At 59.3% G+C, this 26646-nt stretch carries 24 protein-coding genes; 22 read left to right on the top strand and 2 right to left on the bottom strand.

Annotated features, from left to right (window positions below; translation table 11 throughout):
- Positions 1–35 precede the first annotated feature (35 nt).
- Together AGR13A_RS18200 and AGR13A_RS18195 are read right to left on the bottom strand one after the other, a co-directional pair.
- Positions 36–1037: an LLM class flavin-dependent oxidoreductase gene (locus AGR13A_RS18200; RefSeq protein WP_080838333.1), complete on the bottom strand. Its 1002-nt coding sequence runs from the start codon at positions 1035–1037 to the stop codon at positions 36–38.
- A gap of 130 nt (positions 1038–1167) precedes the next feature.
- Positions 1168–3477, bottom strand: a complete 2310-nt coding sequence (locus AGR13A_RS18195) for a methyl-accepting chemotaxis protein (RefSeq protein WP_080838330.1) — start codon at positions 3475–3477, stop codon at positions 1168–1170.
- A 248-nt stretch (positions 3478–3725) separates the two neighbouring features.
- On the opposite strand from AGR13A_RS18195, the gene ruvC reads away from it, so the two are divergent.
- The 22 genes from ruvC (at position 3726) to AGR13A_RS18085 (ending at position 26489) form a co-directional block, all read left to right on the top strand.
- On the top strand, positions 3726–4238 hold the full coding sequence (ruvC, locus tag AGR13A_RS18190) for a crossover junction endodeoxyribonuclease RuvC (RefSeq protein WP_003523217.1): 513 nt from the start codon (positions 3726–3728) through the stop codon (positions 4236–4238).
- 29 nt (positions 4239–4267) lie between these two features.
- Complete coding sequence (ruvA, locus tag AGR13A_RS18185) at positions 4268–4885, top strand: Holliday junction branch migration protein RuvA (RefSeq protein ID WP_035222226.1); 618 nt, start codon at positions 4268–4270, stop codon at positions 4883–4885.
- Between the two features lie 125 nt (positions 4886–5010).
- Entirely contained in the window at positions 5011–6051 is a 1041-nt protein-coding gene (ruvB, locus tag AGR13A_RS18180) for a Holliday junction branch migration DNA helicase RuvB (RefSeq protein ID WP_080838327.1), read from the top strand.
- 52 nt (positions 6052–6103) lie between these two features.
- Positions 6104–6322 (top strand): DUF2945 domain-containing protein, encoded by a 219-nt coding sequence (locus AGR13A_RS18175; RefSeq protein ID WP_080840301.1) that lies wholly within the window; start codon positions 6104–6106, stop codon positions 6320–6322.
- 35 nt (positions 6323–6357) lie between these two features.
- A complete protein-coding gene (locus AGR13A_RS18170) occupies positions 6358–6939 on the top strand; it encodes a DinB family protein (protein WP_080840299.1) in 582 nt (193 codons plus the stop codon).
- The gene (locus AGR13A_RS18165) at positions 6936–7463 is read left to right on the top strand and encodes an NUDIX hydrolase (RefSeq protein ID WP_035222231.1); all 528 of its coding nucleotides are present in this window, start codon (positions 6936–6938) and stop codon (positions 7461–7463) included. The genes AGR13A_RS18170 and AGR13A_RS18165 overlap by 4 nt, the downstream gene beginning before the upstream one ends.
- Complete coding sequence (locus AGR13A_RS18160; protein ID WP_080838324.1) at positions 7460–7996, top strand: NUDIX hydrolase; 537 nt, start codon at positions 7460–7462, stop codon at positions 7994–7996. The genes AGR13A_RS18165 and AGR13A_RS18160 overlap by 4 nt, the downstream gene beginning before the upstream one ends.
- Complete coding sequence (gene ybgC / locus AGR13A_RS18155; protein ID WP_080838321.1) at positions 7993–8433, top strand: tol-pal system-associated acyl-CoA thioesterase; 441 nt, start codon at positions 7993–7995, stop codon at positions 8431–8433. Before AGR13A_RS18160 ends, ybgC begins: the two co-directional genes overlap by 4 nt.
- 261 nt (positions 8434–8694) lie before the next feature.
- On the top strand, positions 8695–9414 hold the full coding sequence (gene tolQ, locus AGR13A_RS18150; protein ID WP_003497570.1) for a protein TolQ: 720 nt from the start codon (positions 8695–8697) through the stop codon (positions 9412–9414).
- A gap of 57 nt (positions 9415–9471) precedes the next feature.
- Positions 9472–9933 carry a protein TolR gene (gene tolR / locus AGR13A_RS18145; protein ID WP_003506238.1) on the top strand — a complete coding sequence of 154 codons (462 nt, stop codon included), beginning with the start codon at positions 9472–9474 and terminating at the stop codon, positions 9931–9933.
- 9 nt (positions 9934–9942) lie between these two features.
- Positions 9943–11112: a hypothetical protein gene (locus AGR13A_RS18140; protein ID WP_035222237.1), complete on the top strand. Its 1170-nt coding sequence runs from the start codon at positions 9943–9945 to the stop codon at positions 11110–11112.
- 20 nt (positions 11113–11132) lie between these two features.
- On the top strand, positions 11133–12440 hold the full coding sequence (gene tolB, locus AGR13A_RS18135) for a Tol-Pal system beta propeller repeat protein TolB (RefSeq protein ID WP_035222753.1): 1308 nt from the start codon (positions 11133–11135) through the stop codon (positions 12438–12440).
- A gap of 208 nt (positions 12441–12648) precedes the next feature.
- Entirely contained in the window at positions 12649–13182 is a 534-nt protein-coding gene (gene pal / locus AGR13A_RS18130) for a peptidoglycan-associated lipoprotein Pal (RefSeq protein WP_035222239.1), read from the top strand.
- A gap of 158 nt (positions 13183–13340) precedes the next feature.
- The gene (gene ybgF, locus AGR13A_RS18125) at positions 13341–14354 is read left to right on the top strand and encodes a tol-pal system protein YbgF (protein ID WP_167377587.1); all 1014 of its coding nucleotides are present in this window, start codon (positions 13341–13343) and stop codon (positions 14352–14354) included.
- Between the two features lie 26 nt (positions 14355–14380).
- Complete coding sequence (tilS, locus tag AGR13A_RS18120) at positions 14381–15718, top strand: tRNA lysidine(34) synthetase TilS (protein ID WP_080838319.1); 1338 nt, start codon at positions 14381–14383, stop codon at positions 15716–15718.
- Positions 15719–15873: 155 nt separating this feature from the next.
- Positions 15874–17838, top strand: coding sequence for an ATP-dependent zinc metalloprotease FtsH (ftsH, locus tag AGR13A_RS18115; RefSeq protein ID WP_035222247.1), 1965 nt, complete (start codon positions 15874–15876; stop codon positions 17836–17838).
- 191 nt (positions 17839–18029) lie between these two features.
- The gene (glmM, locus tag AGR13A_RS18110) at positions 18030–19382 is read left to right on the top strand and encodes a phosphoglucosamine mutase (RefSeq protein WP_003497557.1); all 1353 of its coding nucleotides are present in this window, start codon (positions 18030–18032) and stop codon (positions 19380–19382) included.
- A 185-nt stretch (positions 19383–19567) separates the two neighbouring features.
- The gene (locus AGR13A_RS18105) at positions 19568–20413 is read left to right on the top strand and encodes an outer membrane protein (RefSeq protein ID WP_035222250.1); all 846 of its coding nucleotides are present in this window, start codon (positions 19568–19570) and stop codon (positions 20411–20413) included.
- Between the two features lie 208 nt (positions 20414–20621).
- Complete coding sequence (locus AGR13A_RS18100) at positions 20622–21800, top strand: phosphoserine transaminase (RefSeq protein ID WP_080838317.1); 1179 nt, start codon at positions 20622–20624, stop codon at positions 21798–21800.
- An 83-nt stretch (positions 21801–21883) separates the two neighbouring features.
- Positions 21884–23479, top strand: a complete 1596-nt coding sequence (gene serA, locus AGR13A_RS18095) for a phosphoglycerate dehydrogenase (protein ID WP_035222256.1) — start codon at positions 21884–21886, stop codon at positions 23477–23479.
- Positions 23480–23704: 225 nt separating this feature from the next.
- Positions 23705–24784 carry a Tim44 domain-containing protein gene (locus AGR13A_RS24710; protein WP_139786094.1) on the top strand — a complete coding sequence of 360 codons (1080 nt, stop codon included), beginning with the start codon at positions 23705–23707 and terminating at the stop codon, positions 24782–24784.
- Positions 24785–25298: 514 nt separating this feature from the next.
- Positions 25299–26489, top strand: a complete 1191-nt coding sequence (locus AGR13A_RS18085) for an OpgC family protein (RefSeq protein ID WP_080838314.1) — start codon at positions 25299–25301, stop codon at positions 26487–26489.
- The last annotated feature ends 157 nt before the right edge of the window (positions 26490–26646 follow it).

Below are 26646 nucleotides of genomic sequence, written 5' to 3'. Positions count from 1 at the left end.
AGCCCCGGTAGCGTTGTCGCTCCGGGGCTTTTTGTTTAGGCGGCCTTCCTGATGGAGGTCCGCACATCGGCGAAAATCTCCACGGAGCGCAGCCGTTTTTCGATGTCGTGGATCGGCATCGAGACGATCAGCTCGTCCGCCTGTGTCTCGGCAAGGAAACCGTCGAGATGGCGGCTGATCGTTTCAGGCGCGCCGACGGCCGCGAAACGCAATGTATGTTCCACCGAGAAACGCTCCATCTCGTTCCAGTAACCGTCCATGCTGTGCACCGGCTTCGGGAACGGGGTGCGGACGTTGCGGCGCAGATTGACGAATTGCTGCTGTGACGAGGTGAAGAGATGTTGCGCCTCCTCGTCCGTATCGGCCCCCACACCCATCACGCCCACCATCACATAGGGCTTGTCCAGCACCTCGGAGGGCTGGAAGCGCTCGCGATAGATATGGATCGCCTCCATCAGCATGTCAGGGGCAAAATGTGAGGCGAAGGAATAGGGCAGGCCGAGCGCTGCCGCCAGATGCGCGCTGTAGGTGCTGGAGCCGAGCAGCCACAGCGGCACGTTCGAATTCATGCCGGGCACGGCCAGGATCGCCTGATCCTGCTGCGGTGGACCGAGGTAGCGCTGGAGTTCGATAATATCCTGCGGGAAGTTTTCCGCACCCGCATCGAGGTTGCGGCGCAGTGCCCTTGCCGTTCGCATGTCGGTTCCGGGTGCGCGGCCAAGACCGAGATCGACACGACCGGGCAGCAGCGCCGCAAGCGTGCCGAACTGTTCGGCAATGACAAGCGGGGAATGGTTGGGCAGCATGATGCCGCCCGAGCCGACCCGGATATGTTTCGTGGCTGCGCCCACATGGGCGATGACGAGCGAGGTTGCGGCACTGGCAATACCCGGCATGCCATGATGTTCCGCCAGCCAGATGCGGTTATAGCCATGGTCTTCAGCCTTGATCGCCATGCGGCGGGAATTTTCAAGCGCCTCGCTGACGCTCTCGCCTTCGCCAATGGGCGAAAGGTCGAGAATGGAAAAGGGGATCATCCGACGCTCCTGCAGAAATATAATCTTTGTTGCGGATGTAAGGCGCGTGTCCCGATTTACCAGTGAAGTCGCATAGAATTGATGGATGGTTCAAAAAATTGGGGCCTCCGAAGAGGCCCCTTTCACTGTCTCAGCCTGCCCGCCGGAATTGCCGGGTTTCACGATATCCTCTCGCATCCGGGTCAGGGGCCAGCACGAATTGTCCGAGCCTGCCATCCATCTCGCCCGCTTCGGAGGCGAGATTGTGGATAGCTGCCGTCGTTTCCTCCACCATGGCGGCGTTTTGCTGGGTCATGGTATCGAGGCTGGTGACGGTACTGTTGATTTCCGCAAGCGTGTGCGCCTCATCGCGGGTGGATTCCATGATCTCCTCGATGCGGGAACTGATGGTCTGCACATGTTTGCCGATGCCGGTCAGCGAAGCGCCCGCCTTTTCGACCAGCACCACGCCGGCGGAAACCTCGTCGGTCGAGCGCTTCAGCAGGCTGGTGATCTCCTTTGCGGCCGCGGCGGAGCGTTGCGCCAGTTCACGCACCTCCTGCGCCACGACGGCAAAGCCCTTGCCGGCGTCGCCCGCACGGGCGGCCTCGACACCCGCATTCAAGGCAAGCAGGTTCGTCTGGAAGGCGATTTCGTCAATGACGCCGATGATCTGGTTGATCTGACGCGATGAGGTCTGGATCGCCTCCATGGCGGCGATGGTCTGTTCCATCACGCGGCTCGAAGCCGTGGCTTCCGTGCTGGCATCGCGAGCGATCCTTGTCGCCTGTTCGGCGCGGTCGATCTGGTCACGAACCGCTTCGGTGATCGCCTTGATGGCACTTGCCGTCTCGGTGATGGAGGCAGCCTGACGTTCCGTGCGTTCCGCCAGCTGATCCGCTCCCACCCGCATTTCTTCCGAGCCACCACGAACGGCGGCGGAATTGCCGCCGATGGCCTGCATCGTTTCGCTGAGCCGGGCAAGCGCCGTATTGAAATTATGGCGCAGGCTTTCGAGATCCTCCGGGAAGACCGTGTCTATGCGATAGGCGAGATTGCCGTTCGCCAGGCGGTCCAGACCCTCATCCAGAGACCGCACGACCATCTGCAGCGTGCCGGCCTCGGCTTCGCGCTCGGCAAGATGCGCGCGTCGCGCCGTTTCGGCTTCCTCCCGCGTGCGCGATGCGGTCTCCTCCATCTCCCGCTGAAGGATGAGCTTTTCGCGGAAACTGCCGAGTGCCTGCGCCATGCGGCCAATCTCGTCGTTGCGGTCCTGATTGCCGATTTCGGCATCCAGCCTGCCAGCCGCCACTTCGCCGGTCAGCCCGGCAAGCTTTTCCAGCGGCGCGAACAGGCGCCGTGCGAAAAAGGCTGTCGCCACGCACATGGCGGCCAGAACACCAAGGCCGATCACGGCAAGTGTGCCGGCAATCGAGATGGAACCTGCATTCAACTCGCTGCGCAACATGCTTTCGACAGCGAGATATTTTTCACCGGCAAAAGCGAAAGGCCGCGCATAGGCATTGGCCTCGCCATCCGGCCGGTCGATCTTGGCTATCGTCATGCCGGCCGCGTTCAGTGCTTCTCCATGGAAGCCGTAGATTGCCGGATCGAGACTGACGAGCCTGCCGCCCTCCACGCCCAGAACCTTGCCATCGGCGGAAATGATCGCGGATTTTTCGGAGCTGCCGGCGGCAACGCCTTTTTCGAGTATCTGGCTGAAGATCTCCTGCTTGACGCGGAAGAGGACAATGCCCTTGAACGCGCCGAATTTGACGACCGGAATGCCGTAATAAATGCCAGCTTCATTCGTTGCAGCGTCGATCCGCAGGCCGGAAAAACTCGTCTGCGCCACGTCGTTCACGGCTTTTTCGGCGTTGGCGGCTCCGCGGGCAAATGCAGCGCCAAGGCCGCTTTCCGTCCAGGCGCCGCCCGTGATCGTTTCTCCGAAAGCGGGTCCCTTGAGATAGGAATAATAGACCGTGCCGGCGGGATCGATGAAGAGAACGTCGCTGAACGGTGTTTCCTTCAGATAGCCGCCAATATCCGTCTGGGTCTTCTCATGGGTGGAATAATAAAAGCCGCTCGGGTTTTCGGGCTTGATCAGCTTTTCCCTGTCGGTGAAGGGGTTTTCCTTGACGAAGACGCGCTGCAATTCCGCTTTGGCGTCGCCGGAGCTCTTCTGCACGGTGCCCCAGCCGCTGCGCATGGAGACCACGGCCATTTGCAGGGATTCGATCTTGGCGATGGAATCCGCCTGTGTCTTCAGCTGTTCAAGGCGCTCCTGAAGCATGTCGCCGCGGAAGACGAGAATGCTTTCCATGGATTTCGACGCCTGCTCTTCGAGAACGCCGCTGCTGCTTTGATAGCCAAGAAGTGTCAGAGCCCCGGTCGAGATCGCCATCAGTGCGAGGAAAATCACCAGCACTTTGGTGGATATGGAATGAAAACGGTTCAGCATGGCTGTTGCAGCCCCCAATGCCGGATCAGTTCCCACGCCAAGCATAACTGGCGCCACCGGATGACTGATATGGCTTGAATATTATGCTGCGGATCATCATGCCCGCAGCTCCCCTTTTTTGATTTTGTGGGGGAACAATGCGGTACGCGGTTTAAGCAGAGGTAAATGCTGCACTGCAAATTTGATGAATGTTGTCGTTTTGTTCACTTATCACTGGCAGGGTCGCAGCCGGAAAGATAAGGTAACTTATGCAAAAGACGATTCGAATCATCGGCATCGACCCCGGATTGCGTCGCACGGGATGGGGTGTCATCGACACTCTCGGCAACAGCCTTCGGTTTGTCGCCTCCGGTACCGTGACATCGGATGGCGATATGGATCTTGCCTCCCGCCTGTGCCAGCTGCATGACGGGCTGGCCGATATAGTGCACAGCCATCAGCCCGACGAGGCGGCGGTGGAGCAGACTTTCGTGAACAAGGACGCGGTGGCCACGCTGAAACTCGGTCAGGCGCGTGGCATCGCCATGCTGGTTCCGGCACGGGCGGGATTGCCTGTTTTCGAATATGCGCCGAATGCGGTCAAAAAAGCCGTCATCGGTGTCGGGCACGGCGAAAAGCAGCAAATTCACATGATGCTGAAAATCCTGATGCCGAAGGCCGAATTCAAGGGTAACGATGCAGCGGACGCGCTCGCCATCGCCATCTGCCACGCCCATAATCGCGGCGGTGACAGAATGCGGCGGCTACTGGCGGCCGGTTAATATAAAGTCTCATTGCAGCGGGCGGCATCATGATCGGAAAACTGAAAGGCAGCATCGAGGAAATCGGCGCGGATTACGTGCTGGTGGATGTGCATGGCGTTTGTTATGTCGCCTATTGTTCGGCCCGCACGCTGTCGAAAATCGGCTCCGTCGGTGAGGCGGTGGTGCTGTTCATCGAAACCTATGTGCGCGAGGACCAGCTGAAACTCTTCGGCTTTCTCTCGGCGCTGGAGCGGGAATGGTTCAACCTGTTGCAGAGCGTGCAGGGTGTGGGTTCGAAAGTGGCCTTGGCCGTCCTTTCCACCTTGTCGCCCTCCGAACTGGCCAATGCCATTGCGCTTCAGGACAAGGTGATGATTTCGCGTGCGCCCGGTGTGGGGCCGAAGGTGGCGGTGCGCCTCGTGACCGAGCTTCGCAACAAGGCGCCCGCCTTTGCGGGAGAGGCCTCCGCCTCGATAGGATTGAAGCAGGAGCTTGGCGAAGGTGTCGCATCCGCGCCGGTGGCGGATGCCGTTTCCGCACTCACCAATCTCGGCTATTCACGCGATCAGGCGGCCAATGCGGTAGCTGCCGCATTGAAGAATGGCGGGGAGGGCGGCGACAGCGCCAGGCTGATCCGGCTCGGGCTGAAAGAGCTTTCGCGATAGGCTGAACGCAGTACACATGCTGTTCGGGCGCGATATTGAATTTCGTGAAGCGCCTTGACGCGACAGTCATGATATAGCGGCGAAGACCATCTCATGAATTCGGTTAGAACAATGGAATGCCCTGAATGAGCGATGCGGACAGACTGATTTCTGCGGACAAGCGCGGTGAGGATATCGACACCACCATGCGTCCACAGTCGCTGGACGATTTTACCGGCCAGGCGGAAGCCCGCGCCAATCTTAAGGTGTTCATCGAGGCCGCCAAGAACCGTGGCGAGGCGCTGGATCATGTGCTGTTCGTCGGACCGCCCGGCCTCGGCAAGACCACGCTGGCGCAGATCATGGCCAAGGAGCTTGGCGTCAACTTCAAGTCGACATCCGGCCCTGTCATCGCCAAGGCGGGGGATCTTGCCGCACTTCTGACCAACCTTGAGGAGCGCGACGTGCTCTTCATCGATGAAATCCACCGTCTCAATCCTGCGGTTGAAGAAATCCTCTATCCGGCAATGGAGGATTTCCAGCTCGATCTCATCATTGGCGAAGGGCCGGCGGCCCGTTCGGTCAAGATCGATCTTTCCAAATTCACCCTCGTCGCCGCGACCACGCGTCTCGGTTTGCTGACGACGCCGCTGCGCGACCGTTTCGGCATCCCCGTCCGGTTGGCCTTCTACACGGTGGATGAGTTGGAGCTGATCGTCCGGCGCGGCGCGCGGCTGATGGGGCTGAATATGACCGACGAGGGCGCGCGCGAGGTGGCAAGGCGTGCCCGCGGCACGCCGCGCATCGCCGGCCGGCTATTGCGCCGCGTGCGCGATTTCGCCGAGGTGGCGCGGGCGGAAGCGGTCACGCGTGAGATCGCCGACGAGGCCTTGACGAGGCTGCTGGTCGACAAAATGGGTCTCGACCAGTTGGACATGCGGTATCTCACCATGATCGCCGTCAATTTCGGCGGCGGCCCGGTCGGCATCGAAACCATTGCCGCCGGCCTTTCGGAGCCGCGCGATGCCATCGAGGATATCATCGAACCCTATATGATCCAGCAGGGCTTTATCCAGCGTACACCGCGCGGGCGTATTCTGACCGGGACGGCCTGGAAACATCTGGGAATGCAGCCGCCCAAGAATCTTGAGGCGGCGCAGTTCCGGCTGACGCTGGAGGAGGATTGAGGGAACAAGCCCGGCGTGCCGGCATTTGATCATCTTTGGTACGGAGATGATCATGTTGGTGTATCGCAAGGGCACGAAGGTCCGGTGGAACTGGGGCAGTGGTACTGGTGAAGGTAAAATCGTCGAGACTTTCACGGATAATGTCGAGCGCACCATCGCCGGCTCCAGAATAAAGCGGAAAGCGAGCAGGCAGGAGCCTGCCTATCTGATCGAACAGGAAGACGGCGCCAGGGTTCTGAAAAGCAGATCGGAGCTTGAACGCGTCGATTGAAAACGCCGATATTCGGCGTCAATGGAGGAATCCATATGCCTTACGATCCGCTGCGGATCTTCCGCAAACTCGCGCGCAACAACCGGCTGGCCAATTTCCGGCTGCATCAAGCCTGTCTTCAGCTTTCGCAGGAGGAGTTTATCGCCCGTCGTATCAGCTTCTTTCCAACGCTCCGCGCCACGCTGAACCACATCTACACCGTCGACCGATTCTATATCGATGCCCTCCAGGGCGGGACGCTCGGTCTGGCGGCCTTTGCCACAGAGGAGCCCTTCGCCACGGTGCCGGCGCTGCAGCGCGCCCAGATGGAACTGGACGAGGTGCTGATCGCCTTTGTCGACGGGCTCGATGAAGACGGCCTTGCTGCAACCGTCAATATCCATCGCGGCACGCGCATCCAGCAGGATCGCTGCGACGATATCCTGTCCCACCTCTTCCAGCACCAGACGCATCATCGGGGGCAGGCGCATGCCATGTTGTCCGGCACCACGATCAAGCCGCCGCAACTGGATGAATTCATTGTGGGCGATGATGCAAAGGCAAGAAAAGAAGAGATGGATGCGTTAGGGTGGACGGAAACCGATTTGATGTTTCCAGCCCGCAGGTCCGGACAATGACGCACGATAACAAGACGCAAGACACCCGCATCCGCATGAAGTTCAAGCCTAAGCGCATTTTCCAGATGCGTGTCGCAGGGCTGGCGTTTCGTGATGGCCACGTGCTGGTGCACCGGGCATCGCACGAAAAATTCTGGACCTTTCCGGGTGGCCGCGCCGAAATGGGCGAGCGCTCGGAGGAAACGCTGGCGCGCGAAATGGTGGAGGAGCTTGGCGTCGAGGCCAAGGTCGGGCGGCTTTTATGGGCGGTTGAGAATTTTTTCCACTACGAGGGCAAGGACTGGCACGAACTCGGTTTTTATTACCTGATGGACCTGCCGGAGACGCTGGCTTTTCATCCCACCGCGATCATCCATCGCGTTCAGGACGGCGATAACGAGCTAGAATTCCGCTGGGTCGCGGCGACCCGGCAGGCATTGACGGAGCTTGATATTCCGCCCTATTTCATCGCTGACGAAATAGAACACCTGCCGAAGACGACGAGACATCTCGTCTGGCATGACGGCGATCTGGACGATAAATGACTTCTGCCTCCGAACGCCACATGATCCGGCTGGACCGGAAACCGCAGCTTTTCAGCATGCGCGTCGCGGCGCTTATTTTTCAGAACGATCATATTCTCGTCCAGCGCGGCACCAAGGACAGTTATTGGGCCTTGCCGGGCGGGCGGGCGGAAATAGGCGAAAGCTCGCAGGAAACCATCATCCGCGAGATCAGGGAGGAGCTTGATCGGGATTGTACCGTTGAGCGCCTCCTCTGGTCGGCCGAGAATTTTTTCGCTTATGACGATTATGCGGCGCATGAGCTGGCATTTTATTATCTGGTTTCGCTTCGCCAGGCTTTTCCTTTCCACGGTAGCGATATCGTGCACCGGGTGCTGGATGGCGTCGAGGTAGAGTTCCGCTGGTTGCCCGCGCAATCTTCCACCCTGCTGGATCACGATCTCAGGCCTCGTTTTATTGCAGACCGCATCGAGAACCTGCCCCAGCGCCACGAGCATCTTATCGTCCGCGAAGGTTGCTTCGATGCGGCCGAACTTTCCAGGGAGACAATATGAGCGAGCTTTTGGTTTCGCTTTCAGGCGAACTCATCGAACATGGGCACCGCCTGACGCAACGCGTCTATTATGAGGACACGGATTTTTCCGGCCTCGTGTATCACGCGCGCTATCTGCATTTTCTCGAGCGTGGACGCACCGATTACCTGCGTTGTCTCGGTTGCGAGCAGAGCGCGCTTCTGACGGCTGACGAGGAAGGCCTTGTTTTCGTCGTCCACCGCATGGAGATCGATTTCAAGACCCCGGCGCGGATGGATGATGTGCTGACAATCACCACTGTGACAGAAAAGGCCGGCGGCGCGAAAATGGTGCTCAATCAGGAAATCCGGCGTGGTGAAACCCTGCTGGTTGCCGCCAAGGTCATCATTGCCGTCATCAATGCCAATGGTCGCCCAAGGCGTCTTCCGGAGACGGTGGCGGAAAAATTCCTGAAGTAATTGACGGCCCGGTCCAGTAAATCCACCAGGCGTGGCGCGGTTGTAACACTCCTTTAACCATAATGGTGTCTTACTTTAGCAACTGGCATTTGTGCGGCGCACGCCTTCCTTTCACCAAATTTATTGGCAAGTAAGGCTTACTGGCAAGTATCGGGGTATGGCAAAGGGGTTGGCGGCTGTCGCCGCATGACTTCGAGCGTTAACACGCGTTTGAATCGCCCGGTCCCGTACCGGGCGTTTGGATTCGGGGATTGGATATTTATGGAACAGGCAGGTTTGGCAGCGGCGACGCACGATGTAAGTCTCTGGGCACTGTTTATGCAGGCGGGCCTCATCGTGAAGCTCGTGATGATCGGACTTATCGCCGCCTCGGTCTGGACGTGGGCGATCGTCTTTGACAAATATGTGAGCTTCGGCAAGGCAAAGCGCCAGTTCGACCAGTTCGAACAGGTCTTCTGGTCTGGCCAGTCGCTCGAGGAGCTTTATCGCACGCTGGCGGAACGCCAGAATGGCGGTCTAGCGGCAATTTTCGTTTCCGCCATGCGGGAGTGGAAAAAATCATTCGAACGCGGCGCGCGTTCGCCCATCGGTCTGCAGATGCGTATCGACCGCGCGATGGACGTAACGATCGCGCGTGAAGGCGAACAATATGAGGCTCGCCTCGGTTCGCTTGCCACCATCGGCTCGGCTGGTCCCTTCATCGGCCTCTTCGGTACGGTTGTTGGTATCATGACCTCGTTCCAGGCGATTGCCGGTTCGAAGTCGACCAACCTTGCGGTCGTGGCGCCGGGTATCGCCGAAGCGCTTCTGGCGACGGCTATCGGCCTTGTCGCGGCTATTCCGGCGGTTATCGCCTATAACAAATTCACGGCCGACGCGCACAAGCTTTCCGCCCGTATGGAAGGCTTCGCCGACGAGTTCTCCGCGATCCTGTCGCGCCAGATCGATGAAAAACTTCAGACACGGCAGGCCGCCCAATAAGCGGCCCCAATGCATGCTGTGCAGTAATTTGCCGCAAGGCAAAATGGAGTAGATGATATGGGTATGTCAGCAGGTGGCAGCGGCGGCGGTTCCGGTGGACGCCGGGGTGGGCGCGGCGGACGGCGCAAAGGCGGCGCGATAAGCGAGATCAACGTGACGCCGCTGGTCGACGTCATGCTCGTGCTGCTCATCATCTTCATGGTGGCAGCGCCGATGATGACGGTCGGCGTACCGATCGACTTGCCGCAGACATCCGCCAATGCGCTGAATTCGGACACGCAGCCGATCACCATTTCCGTCAATGCCAATGGCCAGATCCATTTGCAGGAAACTGAAATCCAGGCGGCCGAAGTGGCCGACAAGCTGCAGGCAATCGCCACGACTGGTTATAACGAACGTATCTTCGTGCGCGCGGATTCCGTTGCCGCATACGGCGTCGTCGCCGATGTGATGGCGCGTATCCAGGCGGCGGGCTTCAAGAATATCGGCCTTGTGACCCAGCAGAAACAGGACAATTGACGTAAAACGATGAAGGGCAGCATCACCACATCCGCGATTGTGCATGCGTCGCTTCTGGCTTTCGCCCTCGTTTCCCTGGGCTCGCCGGAACCGCTCGACGTGTCGCAGGCCGAGGCCTTGCCGGTGGAACTGGTGCCCATTGAGGAACTGACCCAGATCCAGCAGGGCGACAAGAAGGCACCGAAGGCGGAAAAGTCCGCTCCTGTTCCGACCACACGTCCTGACATCATCGAGAACGCCCAGAATGTCGGCAACAACACGGCCGATCTTGACGCGCCGCCGACGCCGACCACCAAGCCCAACGACAATATCAGCGCCGCGGCCCCGCCAAAGCAGGAAAAGCCGCAGCCGGTCGTCGATACCAAGGCGAACGAGGTAAAGGAAATCGTCAAGGAAGAGACCTCGGCTCCCAAGCCGCAGGAAATGGCCGCCTTGCCGCAAACCAAGCCTGAAATTGCGCCGCAGCCGAAGACGGAGCCGCCGCCGCAGGAAACCAAGGCGGAAGAACCGCCGCCGGCCACGCAGGAGCCGGCCGAGATTCCCGTGCCGCAGAATGTACCGCGCCCGAATTCTCGCCCCGAACCGCCGAAGCCGGAAGAGCCGAAACAGGCTGAAACCAAGCCTGCAGAGCAGAAGCCCGCTGAAAAACCGGCCGAGACCAAGCCCGATCAGGCAAAGTCCACCGACAAGCCTTCCGACAAGAAGCCGGGCGAGAAGAAGCAGGAGACGGCGAAATCCGCTTCGTCCAAGGAAAGCGATTTCAACGCCGACGATGTTGCAGCCCTGTTGAACAAGCAGGCGCCCTCCGGTGGCGGCGCGAAGCGGTCGACGCAAACCGCTTCGCTTGGCGGTAAGAAGACAACGGGCGGTTCGACGCTCAGCCAGACGGAAATGGATGCGCTGCGTGGCGCGATCCAGAAGAACTGGCAGATCATTCCCGGCATGGCGGATGCCTCGGACGTTCGCGTTCGGGTCACCATGAAGCTCGACCGTGATGGAACCATCATCGGCCGGCCCGAGATCGAAGCAACCGGCGGTTCCGAAGGAACGCGTCGTGCTCTTTCCGGCGGAGCCTATCGCGCCATCATGCGTTCTGCTCCGTTCACGAACCTTCCTGCCGACAAATATGACGCATGGAACGAAGTCGTTGTGAACTTCGATCCCAGTGAATTGCTATGAATGCTGAAAGGCCTGGCAACATGAAAATATTCTCGCCGATCCGGCTGGTGCTCGCTGTCGCGGCCCTCATGTCGGTTTTCTCCGCACCGGCTTTTGCGCGGGTGGAAATCAACATCAACAAGGGTAACGTCGAGCCCTTGCCCATCGCCATCACCGACTTCATGTCGGGAGACGGCATCGGTGCCCAGGTTTCGGCCGTCATCGCAGCCGATCTGCAGCGCTCCGGTCTTTTCGCGCCGGTCAACAAGAGCGCATTTATCGAAAAGATTACCAGCCCGGATCAGCAGCCGCGTTTTGAAGACTGGAAGGTCATCAACGCCCAGGCGCTTGTGACCGGCCGCGTGACACGCGAAAGCGATGGCCGCCTGCGCGCCGAATTCCGCCTGTGGGATACTTTTGCGGGCCAGCAGATGACCGGCCAGCAATTCTTCACCCAGCCGGAAAACTGGCGCCGTGTCGCCCACATCATCGCGGATGCCATCTATGAGCGGATCACGGGTGAGAAGGGTTACTTCGACACGCGCGTTGTCTTCGTCTCCGAAAGCGGCCCGAAGACGGCCCGCAAGCGCCAGCTGTCGATCATGGATCAGGACGGTTTCAACGTCCGTAACCTCACCAACTCGAACGACATCGTTCTGACGCCGCGTTTCTCGCCGAACCGTCAGGAAGTGACCTATATGTCCTTCGAAGGCCAGCAGCCGCGCGTTTACCTGCTGCAGCTGGAAACCGGACAGCGCGAAGTCGTTGGCAACTTCCCCGGCATGACGTTCTCGCCGCGCTTCTCGCCTGATGGACAGAAGGTCATCATGAGCCTGCAGCAGGATGGCAACGCCAATATCTACACCATGGATTTGCGCTCGCGCACCACGACGCGGCTGACGAACACGTCCGCGATCGATACGGCGCCGTCATTTTCTCCGGATGGGCAGCGCGTCGCCTTTGAAAGCGACCGTGGCGGCCGTCAGCAGATTTATGTGATGAATGCGGATGGTTCCGGCCAGCAGCGCCTTTCCTTCGGTGACGGCTCCTATTCCACGCCGGTATGGTCGCCGCGCGGCGATCTGATCGCCTTCACCAAACAGTCGGGCGGCAAGTTCTCGATCGGCGTGATGAAGACCGACGGTTCGGGCGAGCGCATTCTGACCAGCGGCTTCCACAATGAAGGCCCGACCTGGGCGCCGAATGGCCGCGTGCTGATGTTCTTCCGTCAGAACGCCGGTGCCGGCGGTCCGCAGCTCTATTCGATCGACCTGACGGGCTATAACGAACAGCTCATCAAGACGCCGACCTTTGCCTCGGACCCGGCATGGTCGCCGCTTCTGGACTGATATGACTGTCATGACGGCGTCGGAATATCCGGCGCCGTCATGTTTTATGCATGCCATGCGGGAATGCGCCTCTTTCTTGCCGCAAACTGTTGTGAGGGAGCAAAAAAGTGGGACATTTCCTTTCTGTTAACCATAAGCGTTTGCCGGCTATTAACCGCGATCAGTTAGTGTCTGGCAACGTTATTGAAATTCCAAGGAGAGACCGGCGATGAGCCGTACACACATTTCGGCACTCAGCCCGATGCAGAAACTGGCCCGTAACCCGGCTGTCATCGCCATGACGCTCGCGCTTGCTCTCGCAGGCTGCGCGAACAAGAAGAACATGCCGAACAGCGCCGGTGAACTCGGCCTTGGTGGCGCGGGTTCCGCAACGCCGGGCTCCCAGCAGGACTTCACGGTCAATGTCGGCGACCGCATCTTCTTTGATACGGACTCGACCTCGATCCGCGCCGATGCGCAGCAGACCCTGCAGCGCCAGGCCCAGTGGCTCGCCCGTTACCCGAACTACGCGATCACGGTCGAAGGCCATGCCGACGAACGCGGTACACGCGAATACAACCTTGCACTCGGCGCTCGCCGCGCTGCTGCAACCCGTGACTTCCTGGCTTCCCAGGGCGTTCCGGCAAACCGCATGAAGACGATCTCCTACGGCAAGGAACGTCCGGTCGCCGTTTGCGACGACATCTCCTGCTGGTCGCAGAACCGCCGCGCCGTTACGGTTCTCGGTGGCGCGGGCATGTGATTGCCTGACGTTATTGTGATCTCAAATGGAAGGCGGTCTTCGGGCCGCCTTTTGTTTTTTTCATAGTTTGGCCGAAGTTAAGTTGCTTTTTTGGTTGATATGGAAAAAATCCGGCTTGCGCCATTCCGGTGCAAATCAGTTAAGGCAGGACGAATGAGATGAAGAAACTTGTCGTGGCGGGAATGCTGGGGCTTGCAGCCTGCACCGGCCTGAGCGGCATCGCCGTTTCCGGTCCGCTGTTCGGTGCGGGGGGTAGCTTCGGCACGATCAACTCTCAACAGGCCCCGGTCGTCCGGGTTCAGGCCAATGAAGCCTATCGGGTTCAGCAGCTTGAAGAACAGATCCGGCAGCTCAACGGCCGTATCGAGGAAATGAGCTTCCAGCTTTTGCAGATGCAGGAAACGATCCGCAAGGCGCAGGAGGACAATGAGTTCCGCTTCCAGGAACTGGAAAGCGGCAATGCCGGCGGCAAGGCCGCAAGTCCCGCAACGCCGAAAAAGAAGGCGGAGGCCAGTCCGGTAAGTCCGGCCACACCACCGACCGACGACGTTGCAACGATTATCGAAACGCCACCCGAGGGTGGCGCTTCCGTTTCGCCGTCTGCTCCTTCCAATGCTCCGACAGGCGCACCGGGAGAGACGACACTCGGCTCCATCGAACTCGATTCCAAGGGAATGCCGATTGGCGGTACGCTCAATCAGGGCGCCAACAACTCGTCAGGCAATCTTCCCGGTGTGACCACCGGCAATAGCCCGCGCAAGACCGATCCGGTCAATACGGCGGCGCTGACCAGCGAGAGCGATATCTATCAGGCCGCTTACGGCCATGTTCTTTCCGGTGACTACAAGCTGGCGGAGCAGGGGTTCCAGCAATATCTCCAGGGTTACCCCAAGGGCACTAAGGCTGCGGATGCCAGCTTCTGGCTGGGCGAGGCGCTATATTCGCAGGGCAAGTTCAACGAGGCTGCAAAAACCTTCCTGAACGGCCATCAGACCTACGGCAAATCCCCCAAGGCGCCAGAAATGCTGATGAAGCTCGGCATGTCGCTTGCCGCTCTCGACAATACCGAAACCGCCTGCGCCACCCTGCGCGAGGTGCCGAAGCGTTATCCCAGTGCTTCGAAGACCGTGCTGAACAAGGTGGCCAGCGAACAGAAGCGGCTGAGCTGCTGATTTTTCCCTGCGTTGCGGGTGTTTCCATGCCGGTTGATGCCCGTATTCTGAGCCAAAGGACAGTTGCGCCGCTTGCGGCGGCAAGGTCGTTTGTCGAAAATCTTCGCAAACCCGCCCATATCCTCGTCGCAATCTCCGGCGGCAGTGATTCAACCGGCCTGTTGCTGGCATTGCATGAGGCAGCAGCGGAATGGGGTCAGGACCGTTTGCGACTTTCCGCCGTTACGGTCGACCATGCGCTGAGAGCGGAATCCGCCGATGAGGCGCTCAAGGTCGGCGTGCTTTGTGCGGAGCTTGGCATCCCCCACGTCATTCGCCGATGGGACGATGCCAAACCGGCCTCGGGCCTTTCCGAAGCCTCCCGGCTTGCCCGTTACCGCCTGATTGCCGAGGTTGCCCGTGAGATCGGCGCCGATCTTGTCGTGACCGGACATACCGTCGGCGACCAGCGTGAGACCGTAGCGATGCGCGCCGCCCGCGGCGGCGGCTCTGACAATCCCGGTCTCTCCGGCATGGCGGACGCAGTCTTATACGATGGCCGTCACTGGATCATGAGGCCGTTTCTGATGTGCGAGAGGCAGGCAATCCGCGACTACGTCTCGTCCTGCTCACGCAGCTGGTTTGACGATCCGAGCAATGAGAATATCCGATATGAGAGAGTGCGGGTGCGGCAGGCACTTGCCCCTTCCCTCGTCCGTATCGATGTGGAGGCTTCTCTCAAAAGACAGGCGCTTTCCGAAAAAACAGCCATTTTCCTGCGCGGTCACACAGAGGTCTTTCACGCCGCGCTGGCCAGATTGGCCGGCGATGGCATCGATCCCGATCTTCCCGAGTTCCGGCATGGGCTGGCGGCGCTGGTCGCCACCCTGGGCGGAAGGGCATATTTTCCCGCCGCAAACAGCATGGAGCGCGTTTTGCGGTTTCTCAAAACGGGTGAAAAGGGGCGACTGACGGTCGGACGCATCCTGCTCGATCGTCGGAGGGACGGGCTCTATATGTTTCGTGAGCAGCGAAACCTGCCGGAGCTTCCAGTAGGCGCGTATCAACAGGGGCTTTGGGACGATCGTTTCTTTGTGAAGAACGGATCGGCTTTTCCAGTCCATGTCAAAGCGCACAGGATCGGTGACGCTACGCAAGCCGCCGCGCTTTTTCCATCCGTACCGGCTGGGGTGGCGAAACCGGCAATGGCGGGTCTGCCGCAAATTGCCGCAGCGGCCGATGGGCCGGATTCATTATCAGCGGCCATCACGGTCACGCTGAGGCTCGCACCTTTTGATCTTTTCCTGCCGCGCTTCGACCTGGAGTTGGCGAATGCAATCGCCAATTTATTTGGACGGTCTGCATATTTACAGCCCCCGGTTTAAATCCGGCCTCTTTATTCGTGAATTGCCTTGGAATACTTTTTACACCAAAACGCATCAGATAACGCCCTTCGCCTTGGCAACGGCAAATGTCGTCCTTATGTTAGGGGCACGTAAGAGCGGGCAGCAGACATGCCCGTGTGAGTTCGGGGAGTTCGATGAACCCAAATTTCAGAAATTTCGCCTTGTGGGCCGTGATCGCCCTCTTGCTGATCGCGCTGTTCAGCATGTTCCAGACGTCGCCGACACAAACGGGTTCGCGGGAAATTCCGTATTCCCAGTTTATTCGCGATGTGGATTCCGGGCGAGTTCGCGACGTGACCGTCACCGGTAACCGGGTTCTCGGAACCTATACCGAAAACGGCACGGCCTTTCAGACCTATTCCCCCGTCATCGACGACAGCCTGATGGAGCGGTTGCAAAGCAAGAATGTAACCATCGTGGCGCGTCCTGAAAGCGATGGATCCTCCGGTTTTTTGAGCTATCTCGGCACGCTTTTGCCGATGTTCCTCATCCTCGGCGTCTGGCTGTTCTTCATGCGGCAGATGCAGGGCGGCTCGCGTGGCGCGATGGGCTTTGGCAAGTCCAAGGCCAAGCTCCTGACGGAAGCCCATGGCCGCGTGACGTTTGACGATGTTGCCGGCGTGGACGAAGCCAAACAGGACCTCGAGGAAATCGTCGAATTCCTGCGCGATCCGCAGAAGTTCCAGCGTCTCGGCGGTAAAATCCCGCGCGGCGTACTTCTGGTCGGCCCTCCCGGTACGGGTAAGACGCTTCTGGCGCGTTCCGTCGCCGGTGAAGCCAATGTGCCGTTCTTCACCATTTCCGGTTCGGACTTCGTGGAAATGTTCGTCGGCGTCGGCGCAAGCCGCGTGCGTGACATGTTCGAGCAGGCGAAGAAGAACGCACCCTGCATCATCTTCATCGACGAAATCGACGCCGTCGGTCGCCATCGCGGCGCCGGTCTTGGCGGCGGTAATGATGAGCGCGAACAGACGCTGAACCAGCTGCTGGTCGAGATGGACGGTTTCGAGGCGAATGAGGGCATCATCCTTATCGCCGCTACCAACCGTCCTGATGTTCTTGACCCCGCACTTCTGCGTCCCGGCCGTTTCGACCGTCAGGTCGTCGTGCCGAACCCGGACATTGTCGGTCGCGAGCGCATCCTCAAGGTGCATATCCGCAACGTGCCTCTGGCGCCGAATGTCGATCTCAAGGTTCTGGCCCGCGGCACCCCCGGTTTTTCGGGTGCGGACCTGATGAACCTTGTTAACGAAGCTGCCCTTATGGCCGCCCGCCGCAACAAGCGTGTGGTCACCATGCAGGAATTCGAAGACGCCAAGGACAAGATCATGATGGGTGCGGAACGCCGCTCCTCCGCCATGACCGAGGCCGAAAAGAAATTGACCGCGTACCACGAAGCCGGCCATGCCATCACCGCGCTGAAGGTTGCCGTGGCTGATCCGTTGCACAAGGCGACGATCATCCCGCGCGGCCGCGCACTCGGCATGGTCATGCAGCTGCCGGAAGGCGACCGCTACTCCATGAGCTACAAGTGGATGGTGTCGCGCCTCGTCATCATGATGGGTGGCCGTGTTGCCGAGGAACTGACTTTCGGCAAGGAGAACATCACGTCAGGCGCGTCTTCGGATATCGAGCAGGCCACCAAGCTTGCCCGCGCCATGGTCACGCAATGGGGCTTCTCCGATGCTCTTGGCCAGGTTTCTTACGGTGAGAACCAGCAGGAAGTCTTCCTTGGCCATTCCGTCTCGCAGTCGAAGAATGTCTCCGAAGCAACGGCGCAGACGATCGACACCGAAGTTCGCCGTCTGATCGACGAGGCCTATACCGAGGCACGGCGTATCCTGACTGATAACCACGATGGATTCGTCGCCATTGCCGAGGGCCTTCTTGAATACGAAACCCTGACGGGTGACGAGATCAAGGCCCTGCTGAAGGGCGAGAAGCCCGCCCGCGATCTGGGCGACGATTCTCCCGGCAGCCGCGGTTCGGCAGTGCCGAAGGCCGGCACCAAGAAGGACGGCCCGAGTGAAGTGAAGGGCGATGGCGAAGCCAAGGGCGATGGTGAGGCCGAAGGCGGCATGGAGCCGCAGCCGCACTGATCGCCAGTGCCAAGCGAGTGATTGTAAAAGGCCACCCGGTTTTCCGGGTGGCCTTTTCAGTTTGGTAACAAGATATAAGCCATTTTTGCGGTAATTTACGTGCTGTTTATCGTGGTTTGTGGCATCTAGCCAAAAACGCTTCCGGCTGTTTTCAGCTTTTGCCGGAATGCTGGAAAAGATTTGGAGTTCAAATGGCACGCCGTTATTTCGGAACCGATGGTATCCGCGGACAATCGAACGTCTTCCCCATGACGCCGGATCTGGCGATGCGTGTGGGCATTGCGGTCGGCACGATCTTCCGCCGTGGCCATCATCGCCATCGTGTCGTCATCGGCAAGGATACGCGGCTTTCGGGCTATATGCTGGAAAACGCGCTGGTCGCCGGTTTTACCGCAGCCGGCCTCGATGTCTTCCTGCTCGGGCCGATCCCGACTCCGGCTGTGGCGATGCTCACCCGCTCGCTGCGCGCCGATATCGGCGTGATGATCTCGGCGTCGCACAATCCCTTTTCAGACAACGGCATCAAGCTTTTCGGACCCGACGGATACAAGCTTTCCGACGAGCTGGAACTGGAGATCGAGGATCTTCTCGACAAGGATATTTACGCGCAGCTTGCCAAGCCGAGCGAGATCGGTCGCGCAAAGCGCGTGGATGGCGATATCTACCGTTATATCGAATTCGTCAAACGCACCCTGCCGCGTGATGTGACGCTTAGCGGCCTGCGGATCGCCATCGACTGTGCCAACGGCGCCGCTTACAAGGTGGCCCCGGCGGCACTCTGGGAACTCGGCGCTGAAGTCGTCACCATCGGCAACGAACCGAATGGCATCAATATCAACCTCGAATGCGGCTCCACCCATCCGGAAGCCCTGCAGAAGAAGGTGCATGAAGTGCGGGCCGATATCGGCATCGCGCTCGATGGTGATGCGGACCGCGTTATCATCGTCGACGAACGCGGCGAGATCGTTGATGGCGACCAGCTGATGGCTGTGATTGCCGATAGCTGGGCTGACGACAAAACGCTGCGCGGCGGCGGCATCGTCGCCACCGTCATGTCAAACCTCGGTCTCGAACGTTTCCTCGGTGACAAGGGCCTCACCCTTGCCCGTACGAAGGTCGGCGACCGTTATGTTGTTGAGCACATGCGCAACCATAATTTCAACGTCGGCGGCGAGCAGTCCGGCCATATCGTGCTGTCGGATTACGGTACGACCGGCGATGGCCTCGTTGCGGCATTGCAGGTTCTCGCCAAGGTCAAACGCTCCGGCCGCACCGTCAGCGAGGTTTGCCGCAAGTTTGAGCCTGTGCCGCAACTTTTGAAGAATGTGCGTATTTCGGGCGGCAAGCCGCTTGAAAATCCTATCGTGCAGCAGGCGATTGCGGATGCGGAAAGCGCATTGGCCAATAATGGCCGTCTCGTCATTCGCCCTTCCGGCACGGAACCATTGATCCGCGTCATGGCCGAGGGCGACGACAGCGCGCAGGTGGAGCAGATCGTCAATGATCTCGTTGGCGTTATCTCAAGCGCTCGTTCCGCTGCCTGAGTTACGCCGATAGCAATAATAGAAAAGCCGGCCGTCCAGCCGGCTTTTTCTTTGAGTATTCGCTAATAAATATAGTGAATGATCGTGGTTAATCGGGACTTAACCATTTTACGCCAATCTCCGTGACTGAACAGTTCACTGGCATCTGCTGTCGCAACGCAGGTGCCTCTTCTGGAGTGGAAGTCATGAAAAATGCTTTGGCCGGCATTCTGGCCGTTCTGATGACCGGCACGAGCGCCTTCGCTGCCGATCTTTATCAAGCCGAACCTGCGCCGGCCTATGTTGAGGCCCCCGAAGTTCAGATCACGCAGTCCAGCGGCTGGTATCTGCGCGGCGATGTTGGTTATTCCTTCAACAAGCTTCGCGGCGCCCATTATTACCAGGGCGGACCGGGCGGTTATCTGCAGGATTTTGATACCGCCAAAATCAAGGACAGCTATATCATTGGCGCGGGTGTCGGTTATCAGTTCAACAACTATTTCCGCAGCGACGTGACCTTCGATTATATGGGCAAGTCGGATTTCCGCGGCTCCACGATCGGTGGCTGCGGCTCAGTTCCCGGTCCCTGCGTCTCGACTGATCTGAGCTCGCTCCGTGCCTATACACTGATGGCCAATGCCTATGTCGATCTTGGCACCTATGGCCGCGTTACGCCCTATGTCGGTGGTGGTATCGGTGGTTCCTATGTCAAGTGGGACAAGCTGCGCAACACCTCGTGCAGCACCAACGGCCTCGGCTGTGACCCGACCACCGAACATGGCGGCAAGGGCAAGTGGCGCTTTGCTTATGCGCTGATGGCCGGTGCCTCCATCGACGTCACCTGTAACCTGAAGGCCGATATTGGCTATCGTTTCCGCCACATCAACAAGGGCGACATGTTCGGTTACGAGAACAATGGTGGTCCGGGCCGTGACAAGGGTCTTTATTCGCACGAAGTGCGCGTCGGCGGCCGTTATGTCTTCAACGGTTGCGATACCGCGCAATACATGCCGCCTGCCGATATTCCGCTGCAGCCTGCCGTTTATAAATAAACGTCACGCCAGACTGATAGCTTCAAGCCGTCCGCATCCTCCTCGGGTGCGGGCGGTTTTTGTTTTAGCGGCATCGCCCATGACGCATATGGACCAAGATTCTTCTGCGTAGCGACATATTCCGCTTGACTGAAACCGGCGACAGGAATAGCAACGGCGTCAGGACACCTCTCCCTAACGAGAGGCGCCTATCTGAAAGGGTAGTCAAATGACAGATATAGTGAAGCCGGGCGTTCGTCCGGGCAATACGCATTTCTCTTCTGGTCCCTGCTCGAAGCGCCCCGGTTGGTCGCTAGATGCTCTCTCCGATGCGCCGCTCGGTCGCTCGCATCGCGCCAAGGTTGGCAAAGCCAAGCTGAAGCAGGCCATCGATCTCACCCGTGAAATTCTGAACGTTCCTGCCGATTATCGCATCGGTATCGTTCCGGCATCTGATACCGGCGCCGTTGAAATGGCGCTCTGGTCGCTGCTCGGCGAACGCGGCGTTGACATGCTCGCCTGGGAAAGCTTCGGCGCTGGCTGGGTCACCGACGTCGTCAAGCAGCTGAAGCTGAAGGACGTGCGCAAGTTCGAGGCCGATTACGGCCTCCTGCCGAACCTTGCCGAAGTCGATTTCGACCGCGACGTGGTTTTCACCTGGAACGGCACCACTTCAGGCGTTCGCGTCCCCAATGCCGATTTCATCCCGGCTGACCGCAAGGGCCTGACCATCTGCGACGCCACTTCGGCGGCCTTTGCACAGGACATGGACTTTACCAAACTCGACGTAGTTACCTTCTCCTGGCAGAAGGTTCTGGGCGGCGAAGGCGGCCATGGCGTCATCATCCTTTCGCCCCGCGCCGTCGAGCGTCTGCTGAGCTACGCGCCGGCATGGCCGCTGCCGAAAATCTTCCGCATGGTTTCCGGCGGCAAGCTGATCGAAGGCATCTTCACCGGCGAAACCATCAATACGCCGTCCATGCTCTGCGTTGAGGATTACATTGACGCGCTGCTGTGGGCGAAGAACATCGGTGGCCTCAAGGCACTGATCGGCCGTGCCGATGCCAATGCCAAGGTGATTTACGACTTCATCGAAAAGAATAATTGGATCGCCAATCTGGCCGTCAAGCCGGAAACCCGCTCCAACACCTCCGTCTGCCTGAAGATCGTCGATCCCGAGGTGCAGGCGCTGGATGCAGCCGCGCAGGCTGATTTCGCCAAGGGCGTCGTCGCCCTGCTCGAAAAGGAAAATGTCGCCCTCGATATCGGCGCTTACCGTGACGCCCCGTCCGGTCTGCGCATCTGGGCCGGCGCCACCATCGAGACGGCGGATATGGAAGCCGTCATGCCCTGGCTCGCCTGGGCCTACCAGACGCAGAAGGCAGCACTTTCCAAGGCTGCCGCCTGATTTTGATACCGGCCCTGCGCTGATGCAGGGCCGCACATTCCCCGCTTTCAAAACTGCACCGTTTTTCAAGGAGCCCGTGAACCATGGCACCTCGCGTACTCGTATCCGACGAACTGTCGGAAACCGCCGTCCAGATCTTCCGCGATCGTGGCGTCGAAGTCGATTTCCAGCCGAAGCTCGGCAAGGACAAGGACAAGCTTGCCGAAATCATCGGTAATTACGATGGTCTCGCCATCCGTTCCGCCACCAAGGCAACCGAAAAGCTGATCGAGGCGGCGACCAACCTCAAGGTCATCGGCCGCGCCGGCATCGGCGTCGACAATGTCGATATTCCGGCTGCATCGCGCCGCGGTATCATCGTCATGAACACGCCTTTCGGCAACTCCATCACGACAGCCGAACATGCGATTGCGCTGATGTTCGCCGTTGCGCGCCAGCTTCCGGCCGCTGACAGCTCCACGCAGGCCGGCAAGTGGGAAAAGTCGAAATTCATGGGTGTCGAAATCACCGGCAAGACGCTCGGCGTCATAGGTGCCGGCAACATCGGCTCCATTGTCTGCTCGCGTGCACTCGGCCTCAAGATGCATGTTCTGGCCTATGACCCCTTCCTGTCGCCCGAGCGTGCGCAGGAAATGGGCGTCACCAAGGTTGAGCTGGACGAGTTGCTGGCCCAGGCCGATTTCATCACCCTGCACGTGCCGATGACCGACAAGACGCGCGGCATCCTCAATGCAGAGAACCTTGCCAAGACCAAAAAGGGCGTGCGTATCGTCAACTGCGCCCGTGGCGGCCTGGTGGATGAAGCGGCCCTTGCCGATGCCATCAAGTCCGGCCATGTCGCCGGTGCCGGTTTCGACGTGTTCGAAGTCGAGCCCGCCACTGAAAGCCCGCTTTTCGGCCTGCCGAATGTCGTCTGCACGCCGCATCTTGGTGCATCCACCACGGAAGCACAGGAAAACGTCGCCCTTCAGGTTGCCGAGCAGATGTCGGATTATCTCGTCAAGGGTGCGGTTTCCAACGCCATCAACATGCCGTCGATCACGGCGGAAGAAGCACCGCGCCTGAAGCCCTTCATCCGTCTGGCGGATGTTCTCGGCTCCTTCGTTGGCCAGGTGCAGGAAAGCGCCACCAAGGAAATCGAAATCCTTTATGATGGCGCAACCGCCAACATGAACACGAAGGCATTGACCAGTGCATTGCTGGCCGGCCTGATCCGCAGCCAGGTTGCAGATGTGAACATGGTTTCGGCACCTGTCATGATCAAGGAAAAGGGCATCATCCTCTCCGAGGTCAAGCGCGACAAGACCGGCGTTTACGACGGTTACATCAAGCTGACGGTCAAGACGGAAAACCAGATCCGCTCGGTTGCCGGCACGGTGTTCTCGGATGGCAAGCCGCGCTTCATCCAGATCAAGAACATCAACATGGATGCCGATGTCGGATCGCACATGATCTACATCACCAATACCGACGTTCCCGGCATGATCGGTTTCATGGGCACTACGCTCGGTGAGGCTGGCGTCAACATCGCCAACTTCCAGCTCGGCCGCGAAAAGGAAGGTGGCGACGCCATCGCACTTCTTTATGTCGATGGCCCGGTTTCCGAAACCGTGCTGGACAAGCTGCGTGCCAACCCTGCTATCCGCCAGGTCAAGCCGCTGACTTTCAACGTCGACTGATCTTATCGTTCCTCCCAAGGGGACAATAAGGCCCGGTGCAGGGGAGACCCTGTGCCGGGTTTTTCGTTTTTCCAAACGGCGGTTTTGCTGCGTCAGGTGTCCATCTCGCGTTTCGGTTGCATATCACAAAAAATTTAAGCCGAGTGGTCTAAAAATGATGATCATGAGTTGCTATATCGGCTGCTGACATGCCGCTCATGGGAGGGCGGCCAACAGGAGATAACGATGTTTGCTGCCTTTCGGCGCTTCAAGGGTTTGTTCGCAGTCGCCGCGCTTGGTATCGCGGTGTCTTTCGTGGCGGTTGATATGGCAGAAGCACGCCGGGCCGGCGGCGGTTTCGGCAGCCGTGGTACGCGGACATATTCCGCACCACCTGCGACCACCACTGCGCCGGGCCAGACCGCGCCGATTAATCGCAGCATGACCCCCAATACCAACCAGGCAGCTCCGAGTGCTGCCCAGCCGGCGCGTCCTGGTGCGCAGGCGGCCCCGCAGCAGAGCCGTGGCCTGTTTGGCGGCATGATGGGTGGTCTGATGGGCGGCCTGTTGATGGGTGGTCTGTTCGGCATGCTGATGGGCGGTGGTTTTGGCGGCATGGCCGGTTTCTTCGGCATGTTGCTGCAGGTACTGCTTATCGGTGGTCTGGTCATGCTCGCCATGCGTTTCTTCGCATCGCGCCGTCAGGGTCAGCCCGCTTATGGTGCAGCCGGTGGCTCTCAGCGCACGGATCATTCCGGTTCTTCCTTTAATGGCGGCTCACAGGCAGGTCCTTCCGCGTCTTCGTTCAAGATTCCGAAGATCGGCGCGCTTGCCGGTGCTGCGGGCGGCGCGGCCGCGGCCACTGCCGCAACGACGAAGCCGGTGGCGCACGAGAACGCCATTTCCGAAGGTGACGAGATCGGCATCACCCAGGGAGATCTCGAAACCTTCCAGAAAATGCTGGAAGACGTTCAGTCCGCCTATGCGGCCGAGGACTACGGCACCCTGCGCAAGCTGACGACGCCGGAAGCCATGTCCTATCTGGCCGAGGAGCTGAGCGACAACGCCACGAGCGGCGTGAAAAACGACGTGCGCGACGTGACGCTGCTGCAGGGCGATGTCGCTGAAGCCTGGCATGAAGAAGGTCAGGACTATGCAACGGTTGCGATGCGCTACTCCGCCATCGATGTGATGCGTGACCGCACCTCCGGCAAGGTGATCGAGGGAGACGAGCAGCATCCGTCCGAATCGGTGGAAATGTGGACCTTCGTACGCCGCGCCGGCAACGACAACTGGCAGGTCGCCGCCATTCAGGCCGCCGCCTGAGGTTAGACATAGTCCTTTGTGAGTGAAACGGCCCGGAGGTCATCACGCACCTCCGGGCTTTCGTTTGTCGTGATCCGCGATATCCCGACATCGACTTCCGTCTTTGGCTTTCCATTGATTCGGCCGGTGCCGAGGTGATCCGGCGGAAGAGCGGATCTCTTCAAAAAGATGACTGATAAATCTCACGGGTGATATCTGTATCGCCCCCGTGCGTGGCGGCGTCCGTTTCTCCCTGCCATGCAAGGGTTTGCGCCCTCTTCAACGAGGTGTCGTGCTGGCGCATAGCTCGCCTGCTCCACGGAATTGCCCTTTTTCATTCATCCGGCATTCAGTCCCCGCGTCTTAACCACGGGACATACACGTCAATGTGACTTTTCGTGCCGGTTCTAAACCGCTTTGGAAAGGGAACCTCAGGCGCAAAACAGCGTTGACAATCCAATTCCCGGCCAGCCTCCCGCAAGCCGGGCTGGGTGGCCGGGCAATGCACGGCCCGCGAGAACGGAGAGCTATCGAGATGAAACGCTTTGACCTGATCGACGGGATGCGTGGTTATTTCCTCGTCTTCATGCTGATCAACCACTTGGTGTTTGCAGGCGGATTCTGGCTGGTGGAAATCAACCACCGTCAGTTTGCCTTCGTGGAAGACGCGCAGGGCTTCGTGTTTCTGTCCGGTCTGCTGATCGGCATGGTCTATGCCCGCAAGATGATGAAGTACGGTTATGATGCCGGTAAACAGATGATCTGGAACCGGGCGATGGAGCTTTATCGCTACGCCATGGGTCTGGTCATCGCCGTGCTGTTCTTCCGCATGGTCATCCCGCATGCGCCTTATATCTGGTATAACTGGCTCGGCATGACGACATTCGACGATCCGCTGCGTCTGGCGGCGATTGCGACATTCCTCTTCCAGCCGACCTTCATGGATATCCTGCCGCAATACATCGTCTACATGCTGTTTGCGCCGGTGCTGGTGAAGCTCTGCCTCGACGGCAAGTGGGCCTATGTGATGGCCGGCTCCCTGCTGGTCTGGATGGCCGGTCAGCTCGGTCTTCAGCAGATCGTGACAACGCCGCTCAACGAACTCGTCAAGGGTGCGGATGAGCAGGGCATCCGCGTCAGCTTCAACCTGCTCGGCTGGCAGCTGGTGTTCTATTCGGCGCTGGTGATGGGCGCCATGACGGCGCAGAACCGTATTCCGTGGAAGGCGATCTTCTCGCCGCAGCACACCTGGCTGCCAAAGGCCGCGCTGCTTATCTGCCTGTTCTTCCTGCCGCTGCGCATCGCCACGGCCTGGGGTCTGATGCCGGAATTCATGATGGGTAAATTTTCCACCATGGAAATCCGCGCCGATTTCGGTCCGGTCTATCTCATCAACTTCCTTGCCGTGGGTGTCGGCCTGACCTGGCTGGTGATCGCTGGCCCGAAACACCATCGTCCGCTTGTGCGCTCCATTGCCAAGGGCGTGATCTGGGTGCTGTCGCTGAAGTTCCTGCAATTGCTCGGCCGCCATTCGCTGCAGGTCTATGTCTGGCACGTGGCCATCGTCTATGGCGTCTATTATCTGGATGGCCGCACGGCGGAACTGTCGCAGGTCAGCAAGACGCTGATCGCCTTCACGGCCATAGGCTTGCTGGCCTTGCCGGCCCTGTGGAGGGAACGCGACAAGTGGATCGGCAGCAGCGGCCAGAAGACCGCTGGCGCCTGACAGACCCTCAATGCCTGAATCTGACGGCTTTACGGGGCGGTTTTCCGCCCCGTACTTGCGTGCGCGGCCATTCCTTTCTATATGCAGCCCTTAAATCCGCAGGGTAGTGAGCCAGAACAGTCCGATTTTCGGCTGATACTCACGTGGCGGATGACCG

This window comes from Agrobacterium genomosp. 13 str. CFBP 6927, from assembly GCA_900012615.1.
GTDB lineage: Bacteria > Pseudomonadota > Alphaproteobacteria > Rhizobiales > Rhizobiaceae > Agrobacterium.
The sequence above is the reverse complement of the archived record's forward strand: the minus strand, read 5'-3'. Positions and strand labels throughout refer to the sequence as shown.